14 protein-coding genes are annotated in these 25,260 nt (G+C 69.0%); 9 read left to right on the top strand and 5 right to left on the bottom strand.

Features of this window, described 5'->3' with window-relative positions:
• The first annotated feature begins 10 nt into the window (after nucleotides 1-10).
• On the top strand, nucleotides 11-991 hold the full coding sequence (locus tag P1U75_RS20365) for a glycosyltransferase (protein ID WP_300246661.1): 981 nt from the start codon (nucleotides 11-13) through the stop codon (nucleotides 989-991).
• A gap of 10 nt (nucleotides 992-1,001) precedes the next feature.
• On the opposite strand, the gene P1U75_RS20360 is transcribed toward P1U75_RS20365, so the two are convergent.
• Entirely contained in the window at nucleotides 1,002-1,721 is a 720-nt protein-coding gene (locus tag P1U75_RS20360) for a WecB/TagA/CpsF family glycosyltransferase (protein ID WP_300246709.1), read from the bottom strand.
• A gap of 241 nt (nucleotides 1,722-1,962) precedes the next feature.
• Between P1U75_RS20360 and P1U75_RS20355 the strand changes: the two genes are divergently transcribed.
• From P1U75_RS20355 to P1U75_RS20325, 7 genes are all read left to right on the top strand, one after another.
• Nucleotides 1,963-3,411, top strand: coding sequence for a hypothetical protein (locus P1U75_RS20355; protein ID WP_300246660.1), 1,449 nt, complete (start codon nucleotides 1,963-1,965; stop codon nucleotides 3,409-3,411).
• A gap of 217 nt (nucleotides 3,412-3,628) precedes the next feature.
• Nucleotides 3,629-10,129, top strand: coding sequence for a type I polyketide synthase (locus P1U75_RS20350; protein WP_300246659.1), 6,501 nt, complete (start codon nucleotides 3,629-3,631; stop codon nucleotides 10,127-10,129).
• Between the two features lie 4 nt (nucleotides 10,130-10,133).
• Nucleotides 10,134-11,147 carry a glycosyltransferase family 2 protein gene (locus P1U75_RS20345; protein ID WP_300246658.1) on the top strand — a complete coding sequence of 338 codons (1,014 nt, stop codon included), beginning with the start codon at nucleotides 10,134-10,136 and terminating at the stop codon, nucleotides 11,145-11,147.
• Nucleotides 11,144-15,775 carry a MupA/Atu3671 family FMN-dependent luciferase-like monooxygenase gene (locus P1U75_RS20340; RefSeq protein ID WP_300246657.1) on the top strand — a complete coding sequence of 1,544 codons (4,632 nt, stop codon included), beginning with the start codon at nucleotides 11,144-11,146 and terminating at the stop codon, nucleotides 15,773-15,775. Before P1U75_RS20345 ends, P1U75_RS20340 begins: the two co-directional genes overlap by 4 nt.
• Entirely contained in the window at nucleotides 15,772-16,497 is a 726-nt protein-coding gene (locus P1U75_RS20335; protein ID WP_300246656.1) for a 4'-phosphopantetheinyl transferase superfamily protein, read from the top strand. Before P1U75_RS20340 ends, P1U75_RS20335 begins: the two co-directional genes overlap by 4 nt.
• Before the next feature lie 34 nt (nucleotides 16,498-16,531).
• Nucleotides 16,532-17,485: a hypothetical protein gene (locus P1U75_RS20330; RefSeq protein WP_300246654.1), complete on the top strand. Its 954-nt coding sequence runs from the start codon at nucleotides 16,532-16,534 to the stop codon at nucleotides 17,483-17,485.
• Nucleotides 17,482-19,200 (top strand): hypothetical protein, encoded by a 1,719-nt coding sequence (locus P1U75_RS20325; protein ID WP_300246653.1) that lies wholly within the window; start codon nucleotides 17,482-17,484, stop codon nucleotides 19,198-19,200. The genes P1U75_RS20330 and P1U75_RS20325 overlap by 4 nt, the downstream gene beginning before the upstream one ends.
• A 10-nt stretch (nucleotides 19,201-19,210) precedes the next feature.
• Here P1U75_RS20325 and P1U75_RS20320 read toward each other — a convergent pair whose 3' ends face one another.
• A complete protein-coding gene (locus P1U75_RS20320; protein ID WP_300246651.1) occupies nucleotides 19,211-20,422 on the bottom strand; it encodes a glycosyltransferase in 1,212 nt (403 codons plus the stop codon).
• 144 nt (nucleotides 20,423-20,566) lie between these two features.
• Here P1U75_RS20320 and P1U75_RS20315 point away from each other — a divergent pair, with 144 nt between their 5' ends.
• Nucleotides 20,567-21,931 (top strand): oligosaccharide flippase family protein, encoded by a 1,365-nt coding sequence (locus P1U75_RS20315; RefSeq protein WP_300246649.1) that lies wholly within the window; start codon nucleotides 20,567-20,569, stop codon nucleotides 21,929-21,931.
• A gap of 25 nt (nucleotides 21,932-21,956) precedes the next feature.
• On the opposite strand, the gene P1U75_RS20310 is transcribed toward P1U75_RS20315, so the two are convergent.
• From P1U75_RS20310 to P1U75_RS20300, 3 genes are all read right to left on the bottom strand, one after another.
• Entirely contained in the window at nucleotides 21,957-23,234 is a 1,278-nt protein-coding gene (locus P1U75_RS20310) for a Wzz/FepE/Etk N-terminal domain-containing protein (RefSeq protein ID WP_300246647.1), read from the bottom strand.
• Between the two features lie 111 nt (nucleotides 23,235-23,345).
• Complete coding sequence (locus tag P1U75_RS20305) at nucleotides 23,346-24,227, bottom strand: CpsD/CapB family tyrosine-protein kinase (RefSeq protein WP_300246645.1); 882 nt, start codon at nucleotides 24,225-24,227, stop codon at nucleotides 23,346-23,348.
• A gap of 40 nt (nucleotides 24,228-24,267) precedes the next feature.
• On the bottom strand, nucleotides 24,268-24,867 hold the full coding sequence (locus P1U75_RS20300) for a sugar transferase (RefSeq protein WP_366915075.1): 600 nt from the start codon (nucleotides 24,865-24,867) through the stop codon (nucleotides 24,268-24,270).
• Between the last annotated feature and the right edge of the window lie 393 nt (nucleotides 24,868-25,260).

The raw sequence follows: 25,260 nt of genomic DNA, 5'->3' as shown, positions 1-25,260 counted from the left end.
GATCGGGGCGGTGAAAACGGGGCCAACACCGGGGCGGCCGGAGATCGACGCGGTGGTCATCGGCCGCAACGAGGGCGCGCGGCTGATCGCCTGCCTCGGCTCGCTCAAGGGGCGCGCGCGGCGGATCGTCTATGTCGATTCCGGCTCTTCCGACGGCAGCGTCGCGGCGGCGGGGGCCGCCGGGGCCGAGGTCGTGGCGCTGGACATGGCACGCCCTTTCACCGCCGCGCGGGCGCGCAACGCCGGGCTGGAGCAGCTGGGCGACGGCGCCGATTTCGTACAGTTGGTGGACGGGGATTGTACGGTCGCCCCCGGCTGGCTCGACACCGCCGCCGCCTTCCTCGCCGCCCATCCCGAGGCCGCCGTCGCCTGCGGCCGGCGGCGCGAGGACCATCCCGAAGCCTCGGTCTACAACCGGCTGTGCGACCGGGAGTGGGACACGCCCGTTGGTGAGGCCGCCGCCTGCGGCGGCGATGCGCTGGTGCGCCGCGCGGCGCTGGTATCGGTGGGCGGGTTCCGCGACGGGTTGATCGCGGGCGAGGAACCCGAGCTTTGCCTGCGGCTGCGCCGCGCCGGCTGGACCGTGTGGCGGCTGGACGCGGAGATGACCCGGCACGACGCCCGCATCCTGCGCCTTGGCCAGTGGTGGCAGCGCAGCCGCCGCGCCGGTCATGCCTTTGCCGAGGGCGCGCATCTGCACGGCGCGGGACCCGAGCGGCACTGGGTGAAGGAAACCCGCCGCGCGCTGGCCTGGGGGGTCGCGCTGCCACTGGCGATCCTCGTCGCCGCGCTGCTCACCCCCTGGGCCGGGCTGGCGCTGCTGATCTACCCGGCGCAGGTGCTGCGGCTGGCGGCGCGCGACAGCAGGCCGGGCCGTTGGGAGGCGGCGCTGTTCACCGTTCTGGGCAAATTCGCCGAGGCGCAGGGCGTAGTGGACTTCCACCTGCGGCGGTGGATCGGCCGGCGGCGGGGCATCCTGGAGTACAAATAGGGGGGGCGGATCACCCCCCGAACCACCGCAGTTTCAGTGCCCGGACCGCCTGCCCCGGCAGCACCATCGCGCTGCGCGCGTAACGCGGCCCCATGCGCATCGGGTTGCCCAGCATCCGCCACAGCCATTCCAGCCCCGCCGCCCGCATCCAGCGCGGCGCGCGGATCTGGTGGCCGCCGAGAAAATCCAGCCCGGCCCCGACCGAGGCGAATCCGACGGCGGGGGCGACGGTGCGCCCGCGCGCGGCCAGCGCCTCCTGCTTGGGTGCGCCCAGCGCCAGGAAACAGAGCCGCACCCCGTCCTCGGCAAGCCGTCGCAGGATCTCCCCGGCCTCCCGCCCCGTCGGATCGAAATCGCGCGACGGCGCGATCCTGAGCCCGACGCGCAGACCCGGAACGCGGGCCTCAAGCGCCGCCGCGGCATCGGCAAGCGCCTGTTCGCTGCTGCCCACAAAGGCCACCTCCGCCCCCTCTTCCGCCGCGATCCGGCACAGCGGCACAACCAGATCCGACCCAGGAAGCCGCGCAACCGGCCGCCGGGCCAGCCGCGACAGCGCCACCACCGGCCAGCCATCGGCGACCACGAGATCCTGGCGCGCATAGACGCGGGCGAAGTCGGGCGAGACGGTCATCTTGGCCAGGTGGTCGAGGTTGATCGTGGCCAGCGCAAAGCCCTCGCCGGCGCGGAACCGCCGGCGCACCTCGCCCAGCAGCGCGGCACGGTCGGGCATGGTGATACGTATGGTCTGGTCGAAGAAGCTGAACTGCACCGTTGGCCTCCGTGGCACCGGCATAGGCCCGATCCCAGCGCCGCGCCAGATGCACCCTGAAAATCCCGCCCGGCCGTTGCATCCGCGCCGACAGTGCGGGCAAACCGGTTTGCGCGCCGGGGGCGGGACAAGCCCGCCGCGACTTGCTAAGCTGTCACCGGACGCCCCGCGCCCCAACATCCAATTCCGAGCAGACCCGCCCATGCCCAATGCCTTCGCTTCGTTCATGCTGGTGACATGGCCGCTGGTTTGCCTGCTCCTGCTGCGGCGAATGCCGCTGGAACGCGCCCTGATCTGGTGCATTCTGGGCGCCTACCTGCTGCTGCCGCCAAAGGCCGAGTTCGACCTGCCGCTGGTTCCCGGTCTGGACAAGTCATCGATTCCAAATCTCGCCATCCTGCTGATCGCGACCCTTGTTCTCGGGCTTCGGTCCTCGCTCTGGCCCCGGAGCCGTATGGCGGCAGGTCTTGTCGTGCTCTATGTCTTCGGCGCGGTTCTCACCGTGATCACCAACGGCGACCCGGTAATCTATTCCCACCCGACGGAGATGAATGTCTTTCACCGGCTGCCCGGTCTCAGGCTGCACGATGCGCTGAGCGCGGTCGTGGACAAGGCCATCGTCCTGATCCCCTTTCTGGTGGGACGGCAACTGCTGGGGTCGGACAGGGGGTTGCGCGAGATGCTTCTGGCCTTTGCGGTCGGCGGGCTGGCCTATTCCCTGCCGGCCCTGATCGAGGTTCGGCTCAGCCCGCAACTCAATACCTGGGTCTACGGGTTCTTCCAGCACGATTTCGAACAGATGATGCGCCAGGGCGGGTTCCGGCCCATCGTGTTCCTGCCGCACGCGCTCTGGCTGGCGCTGTTCATTTTGAGCGCGCTGCTGGCCACGGCAGCACTGACGCGCCAGGCCACCGGGCCCCGGCAAATCCGGTACTTCATCGCAACGTTCTACCTGGTCGGCGTTCTCTACCTGTGCAAGAGCCTTGCAACCCAGGCCTATGCGCTGGCCTTCCTGCCGATGGCGCTGTTCGCCGGACCCCGGATGACCCTGCGCACCACCGCGATCCTGGCGCTGATCGCGGTGAGCTACCCGGTCCTGCGGCAGCTGGACCTGATCCCGCTCGACGCCATTCTGGAGCGGGCCGCGGTGATCGACCCCGACCGGGCCAGTTCGCTGAACTACCGCTTCAACAACGAAGAGATCCTGCTCGAACGGGCGCGGGAAAAACCCTGGTTCGGCTGGGGCGGATGGGGACGCAACCTGCTGCTCGATCCCAAGAGCGGCGCGGTCGAGACCGTCCCCGACGGACGCTGGATCATCGTGTTCGGCACCTTCGGCTGGCTGGGCTACATCGCCGAGATGGGGCTGCTTGCGCTGCCGCTGATGCTGCTGTGGTGGCGCAGCCGCCGCGGCCTGCCGGAAGGGTTTTCGCCGGCTGCGGCGGGGCTCGCGCTGGTGCTGGCGGTGACGATGATCGACATGCTGCTGAACGCAACGCTGGTTCCGGTGATCTGGATGTGCGCCGGGGCGCTGTTGGGCCATGCCGAACGGTTGCGCCCGCGCGCATCGAATCGCGGCGATCCGGCCCCGCTGTTCGGGACCGGTCCGGTGATCGGTGGCCGCAAAACCCGGCGGATCGGGAAAAAATAGCCACAATCTGTCCTTAACCAAGCCCGATTGTGGGCAGATCAAGGCCCCAGATCGAGAGCTGTGCGATAATTGGTCTCAGGCGTTTTGGTGCGTGCGCTCCAGGCGTCGGCGTTTTGCCGCGCAGGGCGATCAGAGATCGAGGACGTCGGCGCCCTTGCCTTTGGCAAAAGGGTTTGGGGGCCTATATGCAGTGGGTTCGGGACGATTTGGTCAGATTATGACATCGGGTGAAGATTTGAGCCGCGACGAGGACATCGCCATCGTCGGAATGGCCGCCCGCTTGCCCGGCGCGGCGTCGGTCCGGGCATTCTGGGAGAACCTGCGCGCCGGCCGGGAATCGATCCGCCGTCTGAGCGAGGCCGAGTTGCTGGCCGCCGGCGAACGCCCCGACCTGATCGCAGACCCAAACTATGTGCCCGTCGCCGCGCCGCTGGAGGGTTTTGCCCGGTTCGACCCGGAATTCTTCGGGTTTTCCCCCAAGGAAGCGGCGATTCTCGATCCGCAGCACCGCAAGTTCCTCGAGGTCACCTGGGAGGCGATGGAGGATGCCGGCCACCCGCCCGAAAGCCTGGGCGGACGCATCGGTGTCTATGCCGGCTGCGGTATGGGCAGTTACTTCTTTTTCAACCTCTGTTCCAACCCGGGTCTGGTCGATGACGTCGGCACCTTCCTGCTGCGCCATACCGGCAACGACAAGGATTTCCTGTCGACCCGGGTCAGCCATATCTTCGACCTGCACGGCCCCTCGATCAACCTGCAGACCGCCTGCTCCACTTCGCTGGTGGCGGTGCATTATGCCTGTGCGGCGCTGCGCGCGGGGGAATGCGACATGACGCTGGCCGGCGGGGTGACCATCGAACTGCCGCAGGGGCGCGGATATCTTTACAAGGAAAACGAGATCCTCTCGCCCGACGGCCACTGCCATGCCTTCGACCACCGGGCGCAGGGCACTGTTTTCGGGTCCGGCGCGGGGGTGGTGGCGCTGCGGCGGCTCGGCGATGCGCTGGCCGACGGCGATCACATCTGGGCGGTGATCAAGGGCAGCGCGGTCAACAACGACGGCGCCGCCAAGGCCGGCTACCTTGCGCCCTCGGTGGACGGACAGGCGCAGGCGGTCTCGCTGGCGCTCAAGGCGGCAGGGGTTGCGGCGGAGACCATCGATTACGTCGAATGCCACGGCACCGGCACCTATCTGGGCGACCCGATCGAGGTGGCGGCGCTGACCCAGGCCTACCGCGAAGAGACCGCCGAGACCGGGTTTTGCCGGTTGGGGTCGGTCAAGACCAACATCGGCCATCTCGACACCGCGGCGGGGGTCGCCGGGCTGGTCAAGACCGCGCTGGCGCTGAACCACGGGGAAATCCCGCCCTCGCTGGGCTATGAGGCGCCGAACCCGGCGATTGATTTCGAGCATTCCCCCTTTGTCGTGAACGACAAGCTGAGCGGTTGGGGCGCGCGGCAACGCCCCCGCCGCGCCGCGGTCAACGCGCTGGGGGTCGGCGGCACCAATGCCCATGTGATCCTTGAGGCGGCGCCGGAGCGCGCGCCCTCGGACGAGAGCGAGTTTCCCTTTCACGTCCTGTGCCTGTCGGGACGGACGCGGGCGGCGCTCGACGCCAACGCCGGCGCGCTGGCCGATCACCTGCGGGCCAACCCGGACCTGCCGCTGGCCGATGTCGCCTTTACCCTGAAGGAAGGTCGCCGCGGTTTCGACAAGCGCCGAGTGCTGGTGGCCGAGACTGCGCAGCAGGCCGCCGAGTTGCTGGACAAGGGCGATCCGCGCCGGGTCTTCACCCATGACCGGCTGGGCGAGGCGCCGGAGGTGGTGTTCATGTTCCCCGGCGGCGGCGCACAATACGCCGGCATGGCACGCGATCTTTACGAGACCGAGCCGGTCTTTGCCGACTGGATGGATCGGGGCCTCGAACACCTGGAGCCGCAGCTCGATTTCGACCTGCGCGCGCTCTGGCTGCCGGAGGACGCGGCGGCGCGGGCAGAGGCCGACGGAAAACTCACCAAACCCTCGGTGCAACTGCCGCTGATCATGATCGTCGAATACGCGCTGGCGCAGCTGTGGATCAGCTGGGGCCTGCGCCCCGCCGCGCTGGTGGGGCATTCGATGGGCGAGAACACCGCCGCCTGCCTGGCCGGGGTGATGCGCTTTGAGGATTGCATCGACCTGGTGCTGCTGCGGGGGCGGCTGTTCGACACCGTCCCGGCGGGCGGCATGCTGAGCGTGTCGCTGCCCGAGGCGGAGCTGCGCGATCTACTGGGCGACGATCTGGACATGGCCAGCGTCAACGCCCCCCGGCTCTGCGCGGTGTCCGGGCCGCAGGCGGCGCTGGACGCGCTGGCCGGGGTGCTGGAGGCGCGCGAAGTCGAGTATCAGCGCGTTCCCATCGACATCGCCGCGCATTCACGCATGCTCGACCCGATCCTGGGGGATTTCCGGGACTTTCTGTACAGGATTCCACTCTCGGCCCCGACCCTGCCGGTGATCTCCAACCGCACTGGAGAGAGGCTCACCGACGAACAGGCGACCGATCCGGAATACTGGGTCGGCCAGCTGCGCAATACGGTCCGCTTTGCCGATTGCATCACCGCCCTGTCGGCGGGTCCGAAACGGGTGTTCCTCGAGGTCGGTCCGGGCAAGGCGCTGAGCTCGCTGGCGCAGATGTCGGACACGGTCGCCCCCGGACAGGTGCTGTCGTCGTTGCGCCACCCGGAGCAGGAGATCGGCGACGACGCCTATTTCCTCGGCGTGATCGGGCGCCTCTGGGCCTGTGGGATCGAGGCCGACTGGCCGCAGATCTGGGGCGAGGCGAAACGCCATCGTCTGCCGCTGCCGACCTACCAGTTCCAGACCAGCCGCTATTTCATCGAACCCGGCACGCCGCAGGCGGCGCAATCGCCCGACACCGCGCCGGAGCGGGTCGAGGACATCGCGCGCTGGGGCTATCGCCCGGCGTGGCGCGCCTGCGCCGCAGCCTGCGAGATCGACGTCGAGCGCGAGCTGTCGGTAGCGGAGCCGCGAAACTGGCTGTTGTTCGAGGATGACACCGGGCTGGCGGCGCGGGTGGCGCTGGCGCTGCAAGAGGCCGGTCATTCGGTGACGCGGGTCAGCCCCGGCGACACCTTTGCGAAACTGGCCGAGGATCACTATCTGCTGCCGCCGGAACAGGGGCGGTTCGGCTATGACAGCCTGATCGCCGACCTGGCCGAGGCCGGGCGCCTGCCCGAACGCATCGGACATTTCTGGCTGGTCACCGGGCAGGAGGATTTCCGCCCCGGCAGTTCGTTCTACGACCGCAACCTGGAACAGGGGTTCTTCAGCCTGATGCACCTGGGCCAGGCACTGGGGGCGGCAGAGCTGGAGCACGCAGTCCATCTGACCGTCTTTACCAGTGGCGCGGCGCAGGTCACGGACGAGGGCCTGCCCTATCCCGAAAAGGCGCTGATCGCCGGACCGGCGGGGGTGATGCCGCACGAGATGCCGGAGATCACCTGCGCCACGGTCGATCTGGCCCTGCCGGAGCACCGCCCCGGCGGGCTGTTGACGCGATTGACCGGCGGCGCGGCGGCCGATCCGCTCGCCCCGCTGGTGCCGCAGGTGCTGGAAGAACTGTTCGCCGAACCCGGCAACGAGGTCGCCGCGCTGCGCGGCGGCAGGCGCCTTGTCCGCAAATGGCGGCCGGTTGCGCTTTCCGAACCCGGGGCGCCGGTCTGGAAGGCGGGCGGCACCTATCTGATCACCGGCGGGTTCGGCGGCATCGGTGTGACGCTGGCGGGCGCCTTGATGCGCGATCACGGGGCAAGGGTGATCCTGCTCACCCGCGATGCCCTGCCCGCAAGCGACAGCTGGGACGGCTACCTTGCCAGCCACGGCCCCGCCGACCGGACCGCCCGGCGCATCCGCGCGCTGCGGACATTGGAGGGCGAGGGCAAGGGCGCGGTGATGGCGGTCACGGCGGATGTCTGTAACATCGCCCAGATGCGCGCCGCCGTGACCGAGGCAGAGGAACGGTTCGGCGCGATCACCGGGGTGATCCATGCCGCCGGCCATATCGACGATGGCGCGATGCTGGCCAAGACCGAAATGGCCGTGGCCCAGGTCCTTGCGCCCAAGGTCACCGGGCTGAAGGTGCTGGACCAGCTGTTTCCCGACGGGATGCTGGAGGTGATGGTCCTGTTTTCCTCCTCCTCGACCGCGACGCGACCGGCGGGGCAGGTCGATTACATTGCCGCCAACGAATACCTCAATGCCTTTGCCGCCGGTCGGCAGGGCGGAGCGACCCGCGTGCTGGCGGTCGATTGGGGGGTCTGGGCCGGGGTCGGCATGGCCGCCGAGGCGATGGCGGTGCGGGAAATGGCGGGCAATCCCACCGAACGCGCGGCGATCGAGGCGCCGCTGCTGGACGAGACCGGCTTTGACGCCGGAGGCAACCGGCTGTTTGTGGCCCACTACAACGCCGCCGACCGCTGGGTGTTCGACCAGCACCGGCTGGCCTCGGGTGCGGCGCTGATGCCGGGCACCGGATACCTGGAACTGGCGGCCGAGGCGCTGGCCGCGCATGGGGTGGACTATCCTTTCGAGATCCGCGACCTCTATTTCCTGCGCCCCTTGCAAGTGGAAGAGGCCAGGCCACGCCTCGGCGTAATCCGGCTGGAACCTCGGGGCGATGGGCTCAACTTCACGGTCCATTCCGGTCTGGGTTTCGACAAGGCGGACGGTTTCGCGCTCAATGCCCAGGCCAGGCTGCTGCCGCGCCCCGGTCTGACGGTAGCGCCGCTGGACCTTGCGGCGCTCGCCGCGCGCTGCGAGCGGGTGGAAAGCGCGGCGCCGGGCGGACGTCTGACCAGCCCGCAGGAGGCACATCTGCACTTTGGCCCGCGCTGGCATGTGCTGCGTCGCATGGCCTTCGGCGCGGGAGAGGGCCTCGCCACGCTGAGCCTGCCGCAGGAATGCCACAGCGACCTGGCCCGGGGTTACAGGCTGCATCCGGCGCTGATGGACATCGCCACGGGCTGGGCGATCCGGCTGGCGCCGGGGTATGAGGGCCGGTCGCTCTGGGTTCCGGTCTCGTACCGCGCGGTGCGGGTGCTTGCGCCGCTGCCGGGCGAAATCCGCAGCTGGGCGCGGCTGAGCAAGGGCGCGACGCCCGCTGAGGGGTTCGTCAGCTTCGACGTGACGCTCTGCGACCGGCAGGGGCGCGTCTGCGTCGAGATCGAAGGGTTCGAGATGAAGCGCACCGGCGCGACGCTGGACCTGTCCCGGCCCGACCGCGCCGATGCGGATGCCGTCGCGCTCGGGCTGTCGGCGCGGGGCGGCAGGGTGCCGCTGTCGCCCGAGGAACGGCGGCTGCAGCGCAACATCGCCCGGGGTATCCGCCCCGAGGAGGGGCCCGGGGCGCTGACCCGCGCGCTGGGCCTGGGCCTGCCGCAGGTGGTGGTCAGTTCGCTCGACCTGCCCGCGTTGATCGCGCAGGCCGACCGGGTGGCCACCCCGAAACCGGCAGAGGACGGCCAGAGCTTTGACCGGCCGGACCTGGACACCGCCTTTGTCGCGCCCGAGACCGGGATCGAAAAAACGCTGGCCGGGCTGTTCGAATCCCTGCTCGGCGTGTCGCGGGTGGGCGCGCAAGACAGTTTCTTTGACCTTGGCGGGCATTCGCTGGTGGCGGTGCGGCTGTTCTCGCGCATCAGCCGTCTCTACGACGTGGAATTTCCGCTCGCCACCCTGTTCGAGGCCCCCAGCGTTGCCGCGCTGGCCGATCTGATCGCCGCCCGCACCGGGCGGACTGGCGAGGCCCCGCAGGCCGAAGGCGAGGTCACCGCACCCGCCCCCGCCTTTACCCATCTGGTGCCGCTGCACAAGGGCGGCGGCGAGACCGGCGGGCGCACGCCCTTCTTCCTCGTTGCGGGCATGTTCGGCAACGTTCTGAACCTGCGGCATCTGGCACTGATGCTGGGGCAGGACCGGCCGGTCTGGGGGTTGCAGGCGCGCGGGCTGATCGGCGAGGACGAGCCGCACCGGCGGATGGAGGCAGCCGCCGCCGACTATATCGCCGAGCTGCGCCAGGTGCAGCCGCATGGCCCCTACCTGCTTGGCGGGTTCTCGGGCGGGGGGATCACCGCGTACGAGATGGCCCGCCAACTGGAGGAGGCCGGCGAGGAAGTGGCCCTGCTGGTGCTGCTCGACACCCCGCTGCCCAGGCGCCCGGCACTCTCGCGCCGCGACAAGGCGCTGATCAAACTGCAGGAATTGCGCCGCAAGGGGCCGGGCTATCTGAGCGAATGGGCCGGCAACCGCATCCGCTGGGAGGTGGAGAAGCGCCGCGCGCCGGTTGCGATCCATGCGGCGACGGACTTCGACAATGCCAAGATCGAAGCGGCCTTCCTCGACGCTGTCGCGCATTACGAACTGAAGCCCTGGGAGGGGCCGCTGGTGCTGTTCCGCCCGCCGCTGGACCGGCATTGGAAGGTATCGGGCGACCGCTGGGTGAGCGCGGAGCGCGAGTATGTCTTCCCCGACAACGACTGGACCCGGTTCGCGCCAAGGGTGCAGGTCATCGAAGTGCCGGGCGATCACGACAGCATGGTGCTGGTGCCCAATGTCAGTGTTCTGGCCGAGCGGATGAAACGGCTGATCGACAGGGCCGAGGCCGACGACAGCCCGAACGGCGCCGACCCGGACGGCTGGGTCGAGGCAGCGGAGTAAGGCGATGAACGTTCCCACAATCCTGGCTGTGATCCTGAATTTCCGAACGCCGGAGCTGACGCTGAAATCAGCCGCGGCCGCCCTGCGCGCGATGGAGGGTCTGCGCGGTGAGGTTCTGGTGGTGGACAACGACTCGGCCGACGGCTCCTTTGCCCATATCGTCGAGGAAGCCCAGGCGCGCGGCTGGACTACGGGCGGGCGACTGCGGGTGGTCGAATCCGGCCATAACGGCGGCTTCGGCGCGGGGATGAATTTCGGCATCCGCACCGGGCTCTCGAATGGCACGACCGCGGATTTCTATTATCTGCTGAACTCCGACGCCTGGCCGGAACCGGGCGCGCTGAAGCGGTTGCGTGATTTCCTGGTGGCAAATCCGCGCGCCGGCATCGCCGGTAGTTTCGTGCGGGGCGAGGACGGGATGCCGCATCACACCGCCTTTCGCTTTCCCTCGATCGCGGGCGAGTTCGAGATGGCCGCGCGCACCGGCCCGATCTCGCGCCTGCTGAAAAGCGCGATCGTGGCGATGCCGATCCCGCAGACCGAAACCCGGGTCGACTGGACCGCCGGCGCCAGCCTGATGATGCGGGCGGAGATGCTGGAGGAGATCGGTCTCTTCGACGAGACCTTCTTTCTCTACTACGAGGAAACCGACCTTTGCCGGCGTGCGGGCCGGGCCGGGTGGGAGACCTGGTTCATTCCGCAAAGCGAGGTGGTGCACCTGGGCTCGGCCTCGACCGGAATGAAGGGCTGGACGCGCACCCCGGCCTATTGGTTCGCCTCGCGCCGCCATTACTTCACCAAGAACCACGGGCACGCCTATGCAGCTGCCGCGACGCTGGCACGCGGCGCCGGGCAGGCAATCTGGGAGCTGCGCCGCACGCTCTCGGGCAAGTCACAATCCGATCCCGACCGCTTCCTGCGCGACCTGATCGCCGACGGCCTGCGCGCGCCGCGCCAGAGCCCGGCACCAACCCCCGCCTTAACGATTGCCCGAAACGCGGCCGAGGATAAGAAATGACCCCGTTTTCCTGTGTTCTTATCGGCAATGAATCCCTGCTCATCGGCTGCGGCGAGGCGCTGCGTGCGCGCGGGCACGAGATCTGCGCCGTGGTGTCCCGCGATGCCGAGATCCGCGCCTGGGCGGCGCAGAACGGCCTCGCGGTCGAGGAGAGGATCGCCGCACTGGCGGGGCGGTTCGGCCCCGGCGGCTTCGACTGGCTGCTGTCCATCGCCAACCTCGACCTGATCCCCGATGCGGTGCTGGCGCTGCCCACCGGCGGCGCGGTGAATTTCCATGACGGGCCGCTGCCACGATATGCCGGGATCAACGCCCCGGTCTGGGCGCTGATCGCGGGCGAGGCCGACTACGGCGTCACCTGGCACATGATCGAGGGCGGCATCGACGAGGGCGATATCCTGGCCCAGTCGCATTTCGCCATCGCCCCGAACGAGACCGCCTTTTCGCTCAACTCCAAGTGCTACGGCGCGGCGATGGACAGCTTTCCCGCCGTGCTCGACCAGTTGGAGCGCGGCGCGCCGGAGCGGCAGAAACAGGATCTGAGCCAGCGCAGCTATGTCGCCCGCGACGCCCGGCCCGATGCGGCGGCGCGGCTGGAGTTCCACCGCCCGGCGGCGGAGTTGGCGGCACTGGTTCGGGCGCTGGATTTCGGCGGCTACCGCAACCCGATGGGCTGCCCGAAGGTCGAGATCGCGGGCCGGGTGCTGCTGGTTGGCCGGGCCGAACCGGCAGGCGCGGCGCAGGGACTGCCCGGCACGGTGATGGAGATCGATCGCGACAGCCTGACCGTGGCCACAGGCGAGGGCGCGCTGCGGCTGTCCGGGCTGACCACGCCCGAAGGCGCGGCGGTCCTGCCCGGCGATCTGGCCAGACCCGGCGACATGCTGCCCAGCGCCGACACCTCTCGCGCCGGAGACCTGACAAAGGCGCTGGCCGCCACCGTCAAACCCGAGCCGTTCTGGCGCCGCGCGCTCACCGCGATGCACCCGGTTCAACTGCCGCTGGCCTCGGCCGAAAACGCCGCACCCGACTGGGAGGCGCTGCGCATCGCCTTGCCCGACGGGTTGGAGCCGGAGCGCGCCGCGCTGGCGGCGCTGGCCTGGGCGTTGTTGAGCAGCAGCGCGGAGGTTGCCGACATTGCACTCACCGATGCCGCGCTGGCGGCGGCAGAGGCTGCGGCGCCGGGCTATGTCGCGGGCTGGGTGCCGGTGCAGGTGCATCGCGAAACGACATTGGCGGAGGCCGTCGAGGGGCTGGAAACGATCCGCGCCCGTGCCGAAAAGGGCGGATTCGCCCGCGACCTCATCGCCCGCGATCCGCAGATCGGCTGGAGCGGCGCGCCGCAGATCGCGCTGGCGCTGGATGGTGCCGGGCCGGTGACGGGATGCGCCGCGACCGTGGCGCTGCGCAGCGAGCGGGTGAGCCTGCATGTGGACCGGTCCCGGCTGGACGAGGAGGCCGCAGAACTGCTGGCGCGGCGGCTTGAGGCGGCAATGCGTGCCTTGGCCGGGGCCGAGGAGACCGCCGAACTTGGCACGCTCGACATCCTGCCCACCTCGGAGCGGCGCAAGACGGTCCAGGCCTGGAACCAGACCGCGCGCGATCATGACCCGGAGCAGACCATCCACGGTGCCATCGCCGCCCAGGTGACAAGAACCCCCGATGCCACCGCGCTGGTGTTCGAGGATCGCGCGCTGACCTATGCCCAGCTTGACGCGCGGGCCAATGCGCTGGCCGCAGTGCTGCGCGGCAAGGGGGTGACGCCGGGCTCGCATGTGGGCCTCTGCCTGCGCCGAAGCCCCGAGATGGTGATTGCAGCGCTTGCGATCATGAAGGCGGGCGGCGCCTATGTGCCGCTCGACCCGGCCTATCCCGCCGACCGGATCGCCCATTACATCACCGACAGCCGCGCCGCACTGATCGTCACCGATACCGAACTGCGCGGACAACTGCCCGGCACGGATGCGGAGATCGTCGAATATGACGGCACAGACGAACAGGCCGAAGCAGTCGACGGCGGCGCCACCGGGGGTGATCTGGCCTATCTGATCTATACCTCCGGCTCCACCGGCCTGCCCAAAGGGGTGATGGTCGAGCACCGCAATGTGGCCAATTTTTTCGCCGCGATGGACGACCGCATCGGCGTGCCCGAGACCGGCACCTGGCTGGCGGTGACCAGCCTCGGGTTCGACATCTCGGTGCTGGAGCTGTTCTGGACCCTGGCGCGCGGGTTCAAGCTGGTGCTCGCAGGCGACGACAACCGCGCCGTGGTCTCCCAATCGCCGCTGGCGGTGAGCGACCGGCACATCGACTTCAACCTGATGTACTGGGGCAATGACGACGGGGTCGGCCCGAAGAAATACGAGCTGTTGCTGGAGGGCGCGAAATTCGCAGATGCCCATGGCTTCAACGCGGTCTGGACGCCGGAACGGCATTTCCACGCCTTTGGCGGCCCCTATCCCAACCCCGCCGTCACCGGCGCCGCGGTGGCAGCGGTGACGCGGAATCTTTCGGTGCGCGCGGGAAGCTGCGTCGCGCCGCTACACCACCCGGCACGGATCGCCGAGGAATGGGCGGTGATCGACAACCTGACAAACGGGCGCGCCGCGCTCGGCATCGCCTCGGGCTGGCAACCGGACGATTTCATTCTGCGCCCCGAGAACACGCCGCCCAACAACAAGCCGGCGATGTACGAGGCCATCGAAACCCTGCGCAAGCTCTGGCGTGGCGAGGCGGTGGAGTTCCCCAAGGCGGACGGCACGATGCATTCGGTCGTCACCCAGCCCCGCCCGGTGTCGAAGGAACTGCCGATCTGGGTCACCACCGCCGGCAATCCCGAGACCTGGAAGGAGGCCGGGGCAATCGGCGCCAACGTGCTGACCCACCTGCTGGGCCAGTCGGTGGACGAGGTGGGCGAAAAGATCCGCCTCTATCACGCGGCGCTGCGCGAAAACGGGCATGACCCCAAAGACTTCACCGTCACGCTGATGCTGCACAGCTATCTCGCCGACAGCCGGGAAGAGGCGGCGCGCGTCGCGCGCGGGCCGATGAAGGACTACCTGCGCGCGGCCGCGGGCCTGATCAAGCAATACGCCTGGGCCTTCCCCGCCTTCAAGAAACCCAAGGGCGTGACCAATGCCTTCGAGATGGACCTCGGCGTGTTGGGCGAGGACGAGCTGGAGGCGATCCTCGATTTCGCCTTCGAGCGGTATTTCGAGGATTCCGGCCTGTTTGGCACCGTCGCGGACGGGCTGGCGCGGGTCGAACAGCTCAAGCGGATCGGGGTCGACGAGGTCGCCTGCCTGATCGATTATGGCATCGCCCCCGACCTGGTGCTGAAGGGGTTGAAGCCGCTGGCGCAAGTGCTGGCGCGGGCCAATGCGCCCAGCGCGCCCGAGGCCGATGATTTCTCGTTCGCCGCGCAGATCCTGCGCCACGGGGTGACCCATCTGCAATGCACACCCAGCATGGCGCGGATCATCGCCATGAACGACGAGGCGCGGCTGGCGCTGGGCAGGGTCGAAACCCTGCTGCTGGGGGGCGAGGCGCTGCCCGGCGATCTGGTCGCGGACCTGCGAGAATGCACCGGCGCGCGCATCCTCAACATGTACGGGCCGACCGAAACGACGATCTGGTCGACCTGCGAGGCGGTGGGCGCGCAGGCGCAGGGCGTCATCAACATCGGCACCCCCATCGCCAATACCGGCGTTTACGTGCTGGATGCCGCCGGGCGCCCCGCCCCCATCGGCGTGCCGGGAGAGCTCTGCATCGGCGGCGCCGGGGTGACGCGCGGCTATTGGCAGCGCGAGGAAATGACGGAGGAGCGGTTCCCGCCCGATCCCTTTGCCGCCGAGATCGGCCTGTCCGGCCCCGCGCCGCTGCGCATGTACCGTACCGGCGATCTGGTGCGCTGGCGGGCGGACGGGCGGCTCGATTTCCTTGGTCGCACCGATCACCAGGTCAAGATCCGCGGCCAGCGGATCGAGTTGGGCGAGATTGAAACGGCGCTGACCGCGCAGCCCGGCATCACCGAGGCGGTGGTCGTGGCGCGGAGCAGCGCGGCGGGAGATCAGCGCCTGCTGGCCTATGTCACCTCCGAGGCGGCACCGGATGAAGCCGCCCTGCGCGCCGAACTGGCCCGCCACCTGCCCGAGGTGATGGTTCCGGCACGGATCACGCGGCTGGATGCCTTTCCGCTGACCCCGAACAAGAAGATCGACCGCAAGGCGCTGCCCGATCCGGCACCGGCCACGACCGCGCCGCGCCCCTCCGTGGGCGAGGTCGCAGCCCCCGGCGGCGAGGTCGGACCGCAGGCGCAGATCGCGGTAGTCTGGGGCCGCATCCTTGGTCTCGATCCCGCCGGGATCGCGGCGGAGGACAATTTCTTTGCCCTCGGCGGACATTCCCTGCTTGCGGTGCAGGCGCACCGGGACATCCGCAGCGCGCTGGACCGGCCGGACCTGTCGATCACCGACATCTTCCGCTTTCCCACTCTGGGCGGGTTGGCGGCGCATCTGGGGGCAGGTGATCCGCCACCCCCGCCGCCCGAAACCGCCCCGCAGGACCGCAGCGAGACAATCTCGAAACGGCGCGCGATGCGCGACCGGCGACGGATGCGCGCCGGATGAGTGCGGCGGCCCCTTCCCTGCAACAGCCGGACGCCTGGGCGCAGGCACGGGTGCTGCTGCCCGGAACGGTGGCGCTTGCGTCCTCCGATCCGGGCGCGCCGCAGCCTGTCGCATGGCCCGAAGAACGCGCGCCACTGTCCCGCGCACGCCCCGCGCGGCTGCGCGAATTCGACGCCGGGCGCGCGGCGGCACGGGCGGCGATGGTCCAGCTTGGCCTGCCCCCTGCCCCGGTCCTGCACGGGGCCGACCGCGCGCCGGTCTGGCCCAGGGGGATGACCGGCACCATTGCCCATTGCGCCACCGCCTGCCTTGCCGCAGTGGCGCACCGGCGCGACATCCGCGCCCTGGGGCTGGACCTGGAGGAGGATACCCCGCTTCCCGCCGAACTGATCGAAACCGTCTGCACCCCGGATGAGCGCGCGGGCCTCGCCGCCCTGTCCCGGGCGGAGCGCCGCGCCGTGGCCAAGCGGATCTTTTGCGCCAAGGAGGCCACCTACAAGGCGCAATACTCGCTGAGCCGGACCCTGTTCGACTTCCAGACGCTCCGGATCGGGTTCGATGGCCCCCCCGGCCACTTCACAGCGCATTTCCTGCGCCCCGTCGCGCCTTTCGCCACCGGAGCCTGCCTGAACGGACGCCTTGCCACCGGCGGCGGGCTGATCGTGGCGGCGGTTGTGCTTCCCGCGTGTTCCGGCCCACCATTTGCGCTAGATCGGGAATGACGAGACGCCCAACCCGAACAAGGCCCGCCAAACCATGAGCCCGCGAACATTGCCGATCCTTATCCTTGCCGCGCTGGCCCTTGCCGGGCTGGCCTGGTGGTTGTGGTTCAAGCCGCGCCAGCCCGACGCGGGCGCCGTCGCCGCCGCCTATGCCACGCCGCTGCCGCCGCGCGAGGGGCCGCTTTCGGTCTATCACCTGGGTCACAGCCTGGTGGGGCGCGACATGCCGGCGATGCTGGCGCAGCTTGGCGGCGCCGGGCACAGCTACGCGCTGCAACTGGGCTGGGGCACCTCGCTGAAAGAGCATTGGGAACCGGGGCTGGAGATCAACGGCTTCGAGGCAGAGAACGACACGCCACACTTCCGCCCCGCGCGGGAGGCGATCGGGTCCGGCGACTATGACGCCGTGGTGCTGACCGAGATGGTCGAGCTGCGCGATGCGATCAAATACCACGACAGCGCGCGCTACCTGTCGAAATGGGCCGATCTGGCGCGCGGCGGGTCGGACGAAACGCGGGTGTATCTCTATGAGACCTGGCACCGGCTGGACGATCCCGAGGGCTGGTTGAGCCGCCTCGACAGCGATCCTGAAACCCTTTGGAAAAACAAGCTCCTGCTTCCCGACCTGGCGGCGGGCGGCGCGACGCGTCCGATCCGCGTGATCCCGGCGGGCCAGGTGATTGCGGCGGTGGTGCGCGCGGTGGAGGCGGCCGGCGGGGTGGACAACATCACCGGGCGCGACGACCTCTTTGCCCGGGACGAAGCGGGAGGGGTCGACAAGATCCACCTTGGCGACCTCGGCACCTACCTTGTGGCGCTGACCCACTACGCGGTGCTCTACGGGCGCAGCCCCGAGGGGCTGCCGCGCCAGTTGACCCGTGCCGACGGCAGCGCCGCCACCGCACCCGGACCCGAGGCGGCCCGGCTGATGCAGCGGATCGTCTGGCAGACGGTCGCCGCCAACCCGATGACAGGAGTTCGCCAATGACGGGGTTGATCCGCCTCGCCCTGATGCTCGTCGCGCTTTGCGGCGCGTTCGCCATGCCCGCCGGGGCCGAGGATGCCCCGCCGCTGCCGGCGAACCCGGTGCCGATCATGGTGCACCTGTCCAGCGTCACCGACTGGAAGACGCAGCAACCCTTCATCGACGTGATGAAGACCGCCCGCACCTGGATCGGCCACAAGCCGGGCCGGTGGGGCGGGGCCGGTCACGACGACCTGGCCGCAGCGGGCTATCTGGATGAAAACGGCTGGCCGGTGGAAATCCCGCCCGAACTGGGGTCGATCGGCACAGTGGTGCTGACCAGCATGCCCGAGGCAGCGCAGGACCTGGCCGGGCGTTATGTCCTGCGCTTCGAAGGCGACGGCATCGTCGAGGTCGGCGGCCGGGCAAAGAACGTCCGCTATGGCAGGGGCGAGGTGCGATTCGATTACCAGCCGGGGCCCGGCCTCGTCGATATCCGCATCCAGCGCACCGACCGCAAGAAGACCGGCGACCATGTCCGCAACATCACCCTGGTCAAGGAGGACAACCTTGCGATCTTCGAGGCCGGCGCGGTGTTCAATCCCGATTTCCTGCACCGGCTGGAGGGGTTCGAGGCGCTGCGCTTCATGGACTGGATGGAAACCAACGACTCCGAACAAAGCAGCTGGTCCGACCGCCCGCGCCGGTCCGATTACACCTATTCGCTGCGCGGTGTGCCCACCGAGGTGATGCTCGACCTGGCCAACCTTCTGGGCATGGACGCCTGGTTCAACATGCCGCATCTGGCCGATGACGATTACATCCGGCGCTTTGCCACCCTGGTGCATGACGGGCTCTGGCGCGACCTGACCGCCTATGTGGAGTTTTCCAACGAGGTCTGGAACTGGCAGTTCGAGCAGGCCCGCTGGGCCGGCCGCATGGCGCAGGAGCGATGGGGGCGCGACAACGCCTGGGTGCAGTATTACGCCCTGCGCGCCAGCCAGGCGGCGGCGATCTGGTCCGAGGTCTATGGCGCCGATGCCGAGGCGCGGCTGATCAATGTGATTTCCACCCAGACCGGTTGGCTGGACCTGGAGAGGGACATTCTCGACCCGCCGCTCCTGAAGCAGGAGCTGCCCTCCAGGCCGCAGGTTTCCAGCTATTTCGACGCCTATGCGATCACTGGCTATTTCGGCCATGCGCTGGGCAAGGAGGACCGCGCGCCGATGGTCCGCGACTGGATCGCCGACAGCCGTACCCTGGCCGAGCAGGCGGCCGAGGCCGAGGGGCTGACCGGCCAGGCCCTCGCCGCCTATGTCGAGGCGCATCAATACGACGTGGCCACCGCCCTGGCCGAGGCCGAACTGCGCGACGGTCTGAGCAGCGGCTCCGAGAGCGGCACCCTGAACCACCTGCTGACCACGCTTTTCCCCCATCACGCCAGGGTCGCCCGGGCGCATGGGCTCGACCTCGTCATGTACGAGGGCGGCACGCATCTGGTCGGTCAAGGGCCGGTGGTGGATGACGAGGCGCTGACCGAGTTCTTCATCCACGTCAACTACAGCGCCGAAATGGGCGCGCTCTATACCGATCTGATCGCGGGATGGCACGCGGCGGGCGGGCGGTTGTTCGCCCTGTTCGCGGATGTGAACCCACCGAGCAAATGGGGCAGCTGGGGCACCCTGCGCCACCTGTCCGACGACAACCCGCGCTGGGACGCGGTCGCCGCGTTCCGATAGGAGCGGGTCGTCAGCCCTGTTCGATCGCGGCGGCGAAATGCGCCGCCAGCCCGGCCGCCTCGGCCGCGGCATCGTGCCGGGCCAGAACCCGGGCGCGCCCGGCGGCGCCGATACGGGCCAGCGTGCCGCGCGGCATCGCCGCCAGCTCGGAGACCGCCCCGGCCAGCGCCTGTGCATCTCCGGCCGGCACCAGCCAGCCGGTTTCGCCGGGGCGCACCAATTCCGGGAGGCCGGCGATCGTGGTGGCGATCACCGGGCGGGCCGCCGCCATCGCCTCCATCACCACCATCGGCAGCCCCTCGGCAAAGCTGGGCAGGACCAGCGCGTGCGACGCCGCCAGTTCGCGCCGCACGCCGGCCTCGTCCAGCCAGCCGGTGAGCGTGACCGCCGCGCCCAGCCCGCGCGCGGCAATCGCCCGCTCCAGCGCGCCGCGCAGCTCGCCGTCGCCTACCAGCGTCAGGTGCAGCGACGGATCGACCCGGTGCAGCCGCGCCATCGCCTCGATCAGCAGCATCTGGCCCTTCTGCTCGGAAAAGCGGCCGATACTCACGATCCGTACCGGCCCGTCCGGCAGCGGTGCGGGCTCGGCAAAGGCGCCGGGCTCGATCCCGCAATGGACCACCTTGATCCGGTCCCAGCTGTCGAACGCAGCCCAGCGGCAAAGCTGGCTGCGACCGAACTGGCTGATCGCCACGGCAAAACCGGCGCGGTCGGTCTTCAGACCCAGCGACAGCGCGGCGGGGGCGTCGAACTCCTCCGGTCCATGAACGGTAAAGCTGTAGCCCGGCCCGCCCAGCGCGTTCGCCAGCATCGCCACCATGGCCGAATTGGTGCCGAAATGGGCATGCATGTGCGCGATCCCCCCGGCCTCGCAGCGGCGTGCGACCTCGGCCGCCTCGGCCAGATAGATCATGTGCCGCAGCATTCCCACATGCGAGGCCCGCCCGGCCCGCAACGCCAGACGCAGAGCGGACCGGAACCGGCGCGGATGGCGCAGCGCGCGGCCCGCCAGCGCCCCCAGCAAACCAAGCGCGCCACGCTCCAGCACATATTGCGTGCGTGCCTCTTCCTCGCGGTCCCGGGGATCGACCAGCGGCAGGGTGCTGCGCCGCATCGCCAGCCGCATCACCTCCACCCCGCCCTTTTCCAGCGCGCGAAGCTCACGGCGGATGAAGCTGTGCGATGGCAAGGGATAGGTGTTCAGCACATAGGCGATCTTCACGGCGGCGATCCTGCGGGTCTGCGGCCCCGCCTTCCTAGCTGCTGGCGGCGCGCGAGGGAAGCCGCCAGCGCCGATTGACCGCCCGGCGCCCGCGCCCTAGCCTGCGCCCGACGCCCCATGCGGGCCCAGACAAGAACGGCGCCGGTGACCCGACTGATTTCCGCATTCCGAGGCGACGGCCTGATGGCGCGCGCGCTGCGCAGCATCGCCTGGCTGGGCCTGCGCTATGGCGGCACCCAGGGGTTGCGGCTGGCCTCGAACCTGATCCTCACCCGCATCCTGTTTCCCGAGGCCTTCGGCTTGATGGCCCTGGTTGCCATGGTCACCACCGGGCTGTCGCTGTTTTCCGACATCGGGCTTGGCCCGGCCATCTCGCAGAACCCGCGCGGCGACGATCCCGATTTCCTCGACACCGCCTGGGCGATGCAGGTGGTCCGCGGCATAGGTCTCTGGCTGGCCACCTGCCTGCTGGCGCTGCCGGTGGCGCAGTTCTACGGCGAGCCGGATCTCGCGCTCTACCTGCCCATCGCCGGGTTCGCGATCGCCATCAACGGGCTGGTGCCGACCAAGGTGCAAAGCGCGCATCGCCACCTGCTGCTGGGCCGGCTCACCGTGCTGGAGCTGATCGCGCAGGCGGTGGGTATCGCCGGAATGGTGCTGCTGGCGGTCTACACGCGGTCGGTGGTGGCGCTGGTGATCGGCGGCATCCTGCAGGAAACCGCCCGGCTTTTTCTGATGAACCTGGCCCTGCCCGGGCACCGCAACCGGTTTCGCTGGAACCGAGAGCTCGCCGCCGAGCTGATCCGCTTCGGCAAGTGGATCTTTCTCAGCACCGGGTTGTGGTTCATCACCATCCAGGGCGACCGGCTGATCCTGGGCCGGTTTTTGTCGCTGGAACTGCTGGGGCTGTACAATATCGGCTATTTCCTTGCCAGTTTTCCCACCCTGATGGGGCAGTCGGTGGCGCATGGGCTGATGATCCCGATCTACCGCGACCGCCCGGCCCACGCCTCGCGCGAGAATTTTCGCAAGCAGCGCCTGTTGCGCCTGGCCCTGACCGGCGGCGTCGCCGCGCTGTCCATCGTGATGGCCCTGATCGGTCCGGCGCTGGTGCAGTTCCTCTACGACGACCGCTACCTGACCTCGGGCGAGATCGTGACCCTGATGGCCTGCGCCATGGTGCCGGCAACGCTGAGCATGACCTATGACCAGGCGGCGCTCGCGGCGGGCGACAGCCGGTCCTATTTCATCTACGCCTTGGTGCGCGCGGCCACGCAGACCGGGCTGATCCTGACCGGCATCTCCTGGTACGGGTTGTTTGGCGCGATCGCCGCCATCGGCCTGACCCACATCGCCACCTACCCGGCGCTGGTCTGGCTGGCGCGGCGGCACCGGGTCTGGGATCCGGTTGCCGATCTTTGCTTTGCGGTTCCGGCCGGTGCCCTTTGCGCGCTGGCCCTGCACCTGCACTGGCCCAAGGTCGCCGCGCTGATCGGCGTGCTGTCGTGATCGTCGCGGCCCCCGCAGGCGCGGGTCAGAACGCGGCGCGGTCCGGGGCGTCCCGTCGCGGCGACCGGCGCCAGAGCCGCGCCCAGAGCCCGCGCCGGTAGCGACGCGGGTTAAGGCGCGGCACCGAGACCACCGGCTTGATCCCCAGGTCACGCTCCATGTGTGACGCGGTCCGCATCACCGGGTTCAGAACCTCGAGCCCAAGCGCCACTGCCAGCGCCGCGAGCAGGCTGGCGAAGGCCCCGGCCATGACCATTTTCTTGCGGCTGGGGGTATAGGGATAGGTGGGCGCAATCGCCGGCTCGATCACCGTCAGTTGCTCGCCCTGTCCCTGGGTTTCCAGCCGGTATCCCACCTCGGCTTCGGTGCGGCGCGCCGAGGCCACCTCCAGTTCGGCGCGGAGCCCGGTCAGCTGGCTTTCGAAGGCGCCGATCTGCCGCTCGGTCTGCGGTGAGGTCTCGATCGAGCTTTCCAGTTCGGCCTTGCGCCCCTCCAGCAGCCGCACCTGCGCATCCAGCGTGGCGAGTTGGGCATTGAAGTCGGCCTGCATGCGATCGGCGGTGGCCTGGCGTTCGGTCTGGCGGGCCTGTTCCGCCGCCCGCTCGATCCGGATGCGCTCGCGCGCGATGGTCAGCAATTCCTGGTTGATCCCGGCGACCTCATCGCGGCGAAAGTCCAGCGTCCCCGGCATCGCCAGGTCGTTGGCCCTGCGATAGGCGGTCATCTCGTCCTCGATCCGCTCGACCTGCTGGCGCAGCGTGTCCTCGCGCGCGGCAAAGAAGGCAAGCGTCTCGCGCGCCTTCTCCAGCCGGCTCTCGCGGCTCAGGCGGATCGTGCGCCGGGCGAACTCATGGGCAATCTGCCGGGCCTGCTCCGGGGTCGGCATCTCGGCGGTGACGGTCAGGATCGACACCGACCCGTCGTGGCCGTTGCCGGCGGCGGCGGTCAGCCGGATCGTGGCGGCCTCGCGCAGCGCATCCACCCTTTCGCTGGGCGTCATTGCCGGAACATCGGAATAGAGATCAAACAGCGCGATCACCTCAAGCACGCTGTCCCGTGCCATCACCCGCTGCTCGATCGACTCCAGCCGCCGCGCCGCTGACCCTTCGATCGTGCTGCGCGCCAATTCGCCGGCGACCTTGGGCTGGACCACCTGAATCACCTCGGTTGCCCGGTACAGATGCCGCTGGGCGAGTGCGAAAAGGACCGAGATCGCACACCCCAGGATCGCCACCAACAGGATCACCCAGGCGCGCCGGCGCACCATGTCGAGAACATCCGCCAAAGAGTGTACCGGCCCCATCGCCCCACCTCAGTTCCGCGCGGCCAGTGCCCTGGCCCCGCACCGCCCGCTGACCGGGCCTTTCCTGGAAAAGATCATAGCAAGCGGGCGAAACTAAGGCGACTCCGCCTGTTAGCGGCCGCCGCCGCGGGCCCGGTTCAGGATCACCCCGAGAAGCTCGACATGATCGCCCAGGATATCCTCGCAGGCGCGGATCTGCTCGGCGGTGGTCTGGGTGCCGTCGGCCACCAGCAGCAGCGCGTCGATCTGCGGCAGAAAGGCCGCGGCATCGTCGCACGACAGGATCGCCGGCAGGTCGTAAAGCACCACGTCGGGATCGAGCGTCAGGATCATGTCGTCCAGGGCACGGGCGCAAAGCGGATCATGCAGGGTTTCCGCCGCGTTGCGGTCCGGCGCGTCGGCAAGGCCCAGCGCGAGGCCGTCGCAACAGCGCACCATGTGCTCCTCGGCCGAAATGTCGCCGCGAAGAAACCCCTCCATGTCGCCGAGTCCGCGCATGTCCATCATCCGGGCGACGCCGGGATCGCGCCGGTTCATGTCCATCAGCACGGTGCGCGTTCCCGGGACCCGCGCGAGGCTGAGCGCGAGGTTCACCGCGGTAAAGGTGGTGCCGCATCCGGGCGTCGGGGCGGCGATGGCGACGCGGCGCCAGCCGTGGGTGCGCAGCGCCTGTTTCATCCGGGTGCGCAACAGGTCGAACGACCTTGCCGCCGGGTCGTCGCGGTACAGGCTGACCAGCGGCGCGGGATCGCTGCGGGCATCGCGCCCGCCAATCCTGACGCGTCGCAGCCGGTCCCAGGCCTCCGGCAGGGTCGCCGGAAGGTTGCTGATCCGCGGCACCGACGGCAAGTTGCCGTCAGAGGTATCGCGCGCCGCCCTGCGTCGGAAGATCCTTCGGTCCTGGCCGGTCATCCGTTCCGTTTCACCCGTCCTTGCCAGCGAAAACAACATGGACCCGCCGGCGGCTGCATCCTCATCAAGATAGTCCCTCACAGCCCGTCCTCCAAACAATCAGCCAACTGGAAACAGCCCATCAGATGCCGGTCCGGCGCAGCACGACGCCGATTGTCCGGACCATCAGGACGATATCCCGCCACAGCGACAGCGACCGGCAATAGGCGACATCGACCCTGGCGCGATGGCTGAATTCCTTGTCGTTGCGGGCCGAGACCTGCCACAGGCCGGTGATTCCCGGCCGCACCGAGGCATAACAGCTGTCATCCCCGTACAGCCGGACCTGTTCGGGCAGCATCGGGCGCGGTCCGACCAGGCTCATCTCGCCCTTGATGACATTCCACAGTTGCGGCAACTCGTCGAGCGATGTCGCCCGCAGGATATTCCCGACCGGGGTGATGCGCGGATCGTTGCGCAGCTTCTGCGTCCGGTTCCACTCGTCTCGGATCGCCGGATCGGTGGCAAGGTATCGGGCCAGTTGTGCATCGGCGTCGCGCACCATGGTGCGCAGCTTGACGATCCGGAACCGGCGCCCGCCCTTCCCGATCCGGTCCTGCCAGTAGAACGGCAGGCCGCTTTCGAGCCAAAGTGCCAGTACACACAGGGCGATGATCGGCAGCGATACGGGAAGCGTGAGGATGACCAGCACGAGGTCCAACGCGCGTTTGCCAAAGTGCACATACCATCCTGCATCCCCGGTCACCGCCTGCGGCGCCGTCGCCGGGAGGACGCGAAAAGGTCTGTCCAGATTGGCCGGCCTCGGCACGATGAACCGTGTTGCGACCGCCGTTGGCTTCGGGGGGAAACGCAGGGCTTCGCTGCGCATGTCGTCATACAAACTCATTGTCGGCTCTCCTGAGCACAGCACATAACCGCAGACCCGCGCGCAGACCTTTCTGCGCACCACCCCACGTCCAAACGTCCGTTTGCCCGTCAAAGCAGCTTGACCGGGCGCGCGTTGCGAAGCGTGTTGCCGGACCTTCCCCCACAGATGCCCCGGCCGCGTCGCGGACGAAAACGGGTGTGATCTCGTCCCGGTTTCGCCACGTTTCAATTTACCACTCTTCCATAT

The sequence above is a fragment of the Antarcticimicrobium sp. genome, from assembly GCF_029212575.1.
In the GTDB taxonomy this organism is placed as follows: domain Bacteria; phylum Pseudomonadota; class Alphaproteobacteria; order Rhodobacterales; family Rhodobacteraceae; genus Antarcticimicrobium.
The sequence above is the reverse complement of the archived record's forward strand: the minus strand, read 5'-3'. Positions and strand labels throughout refer to the sequence as shown.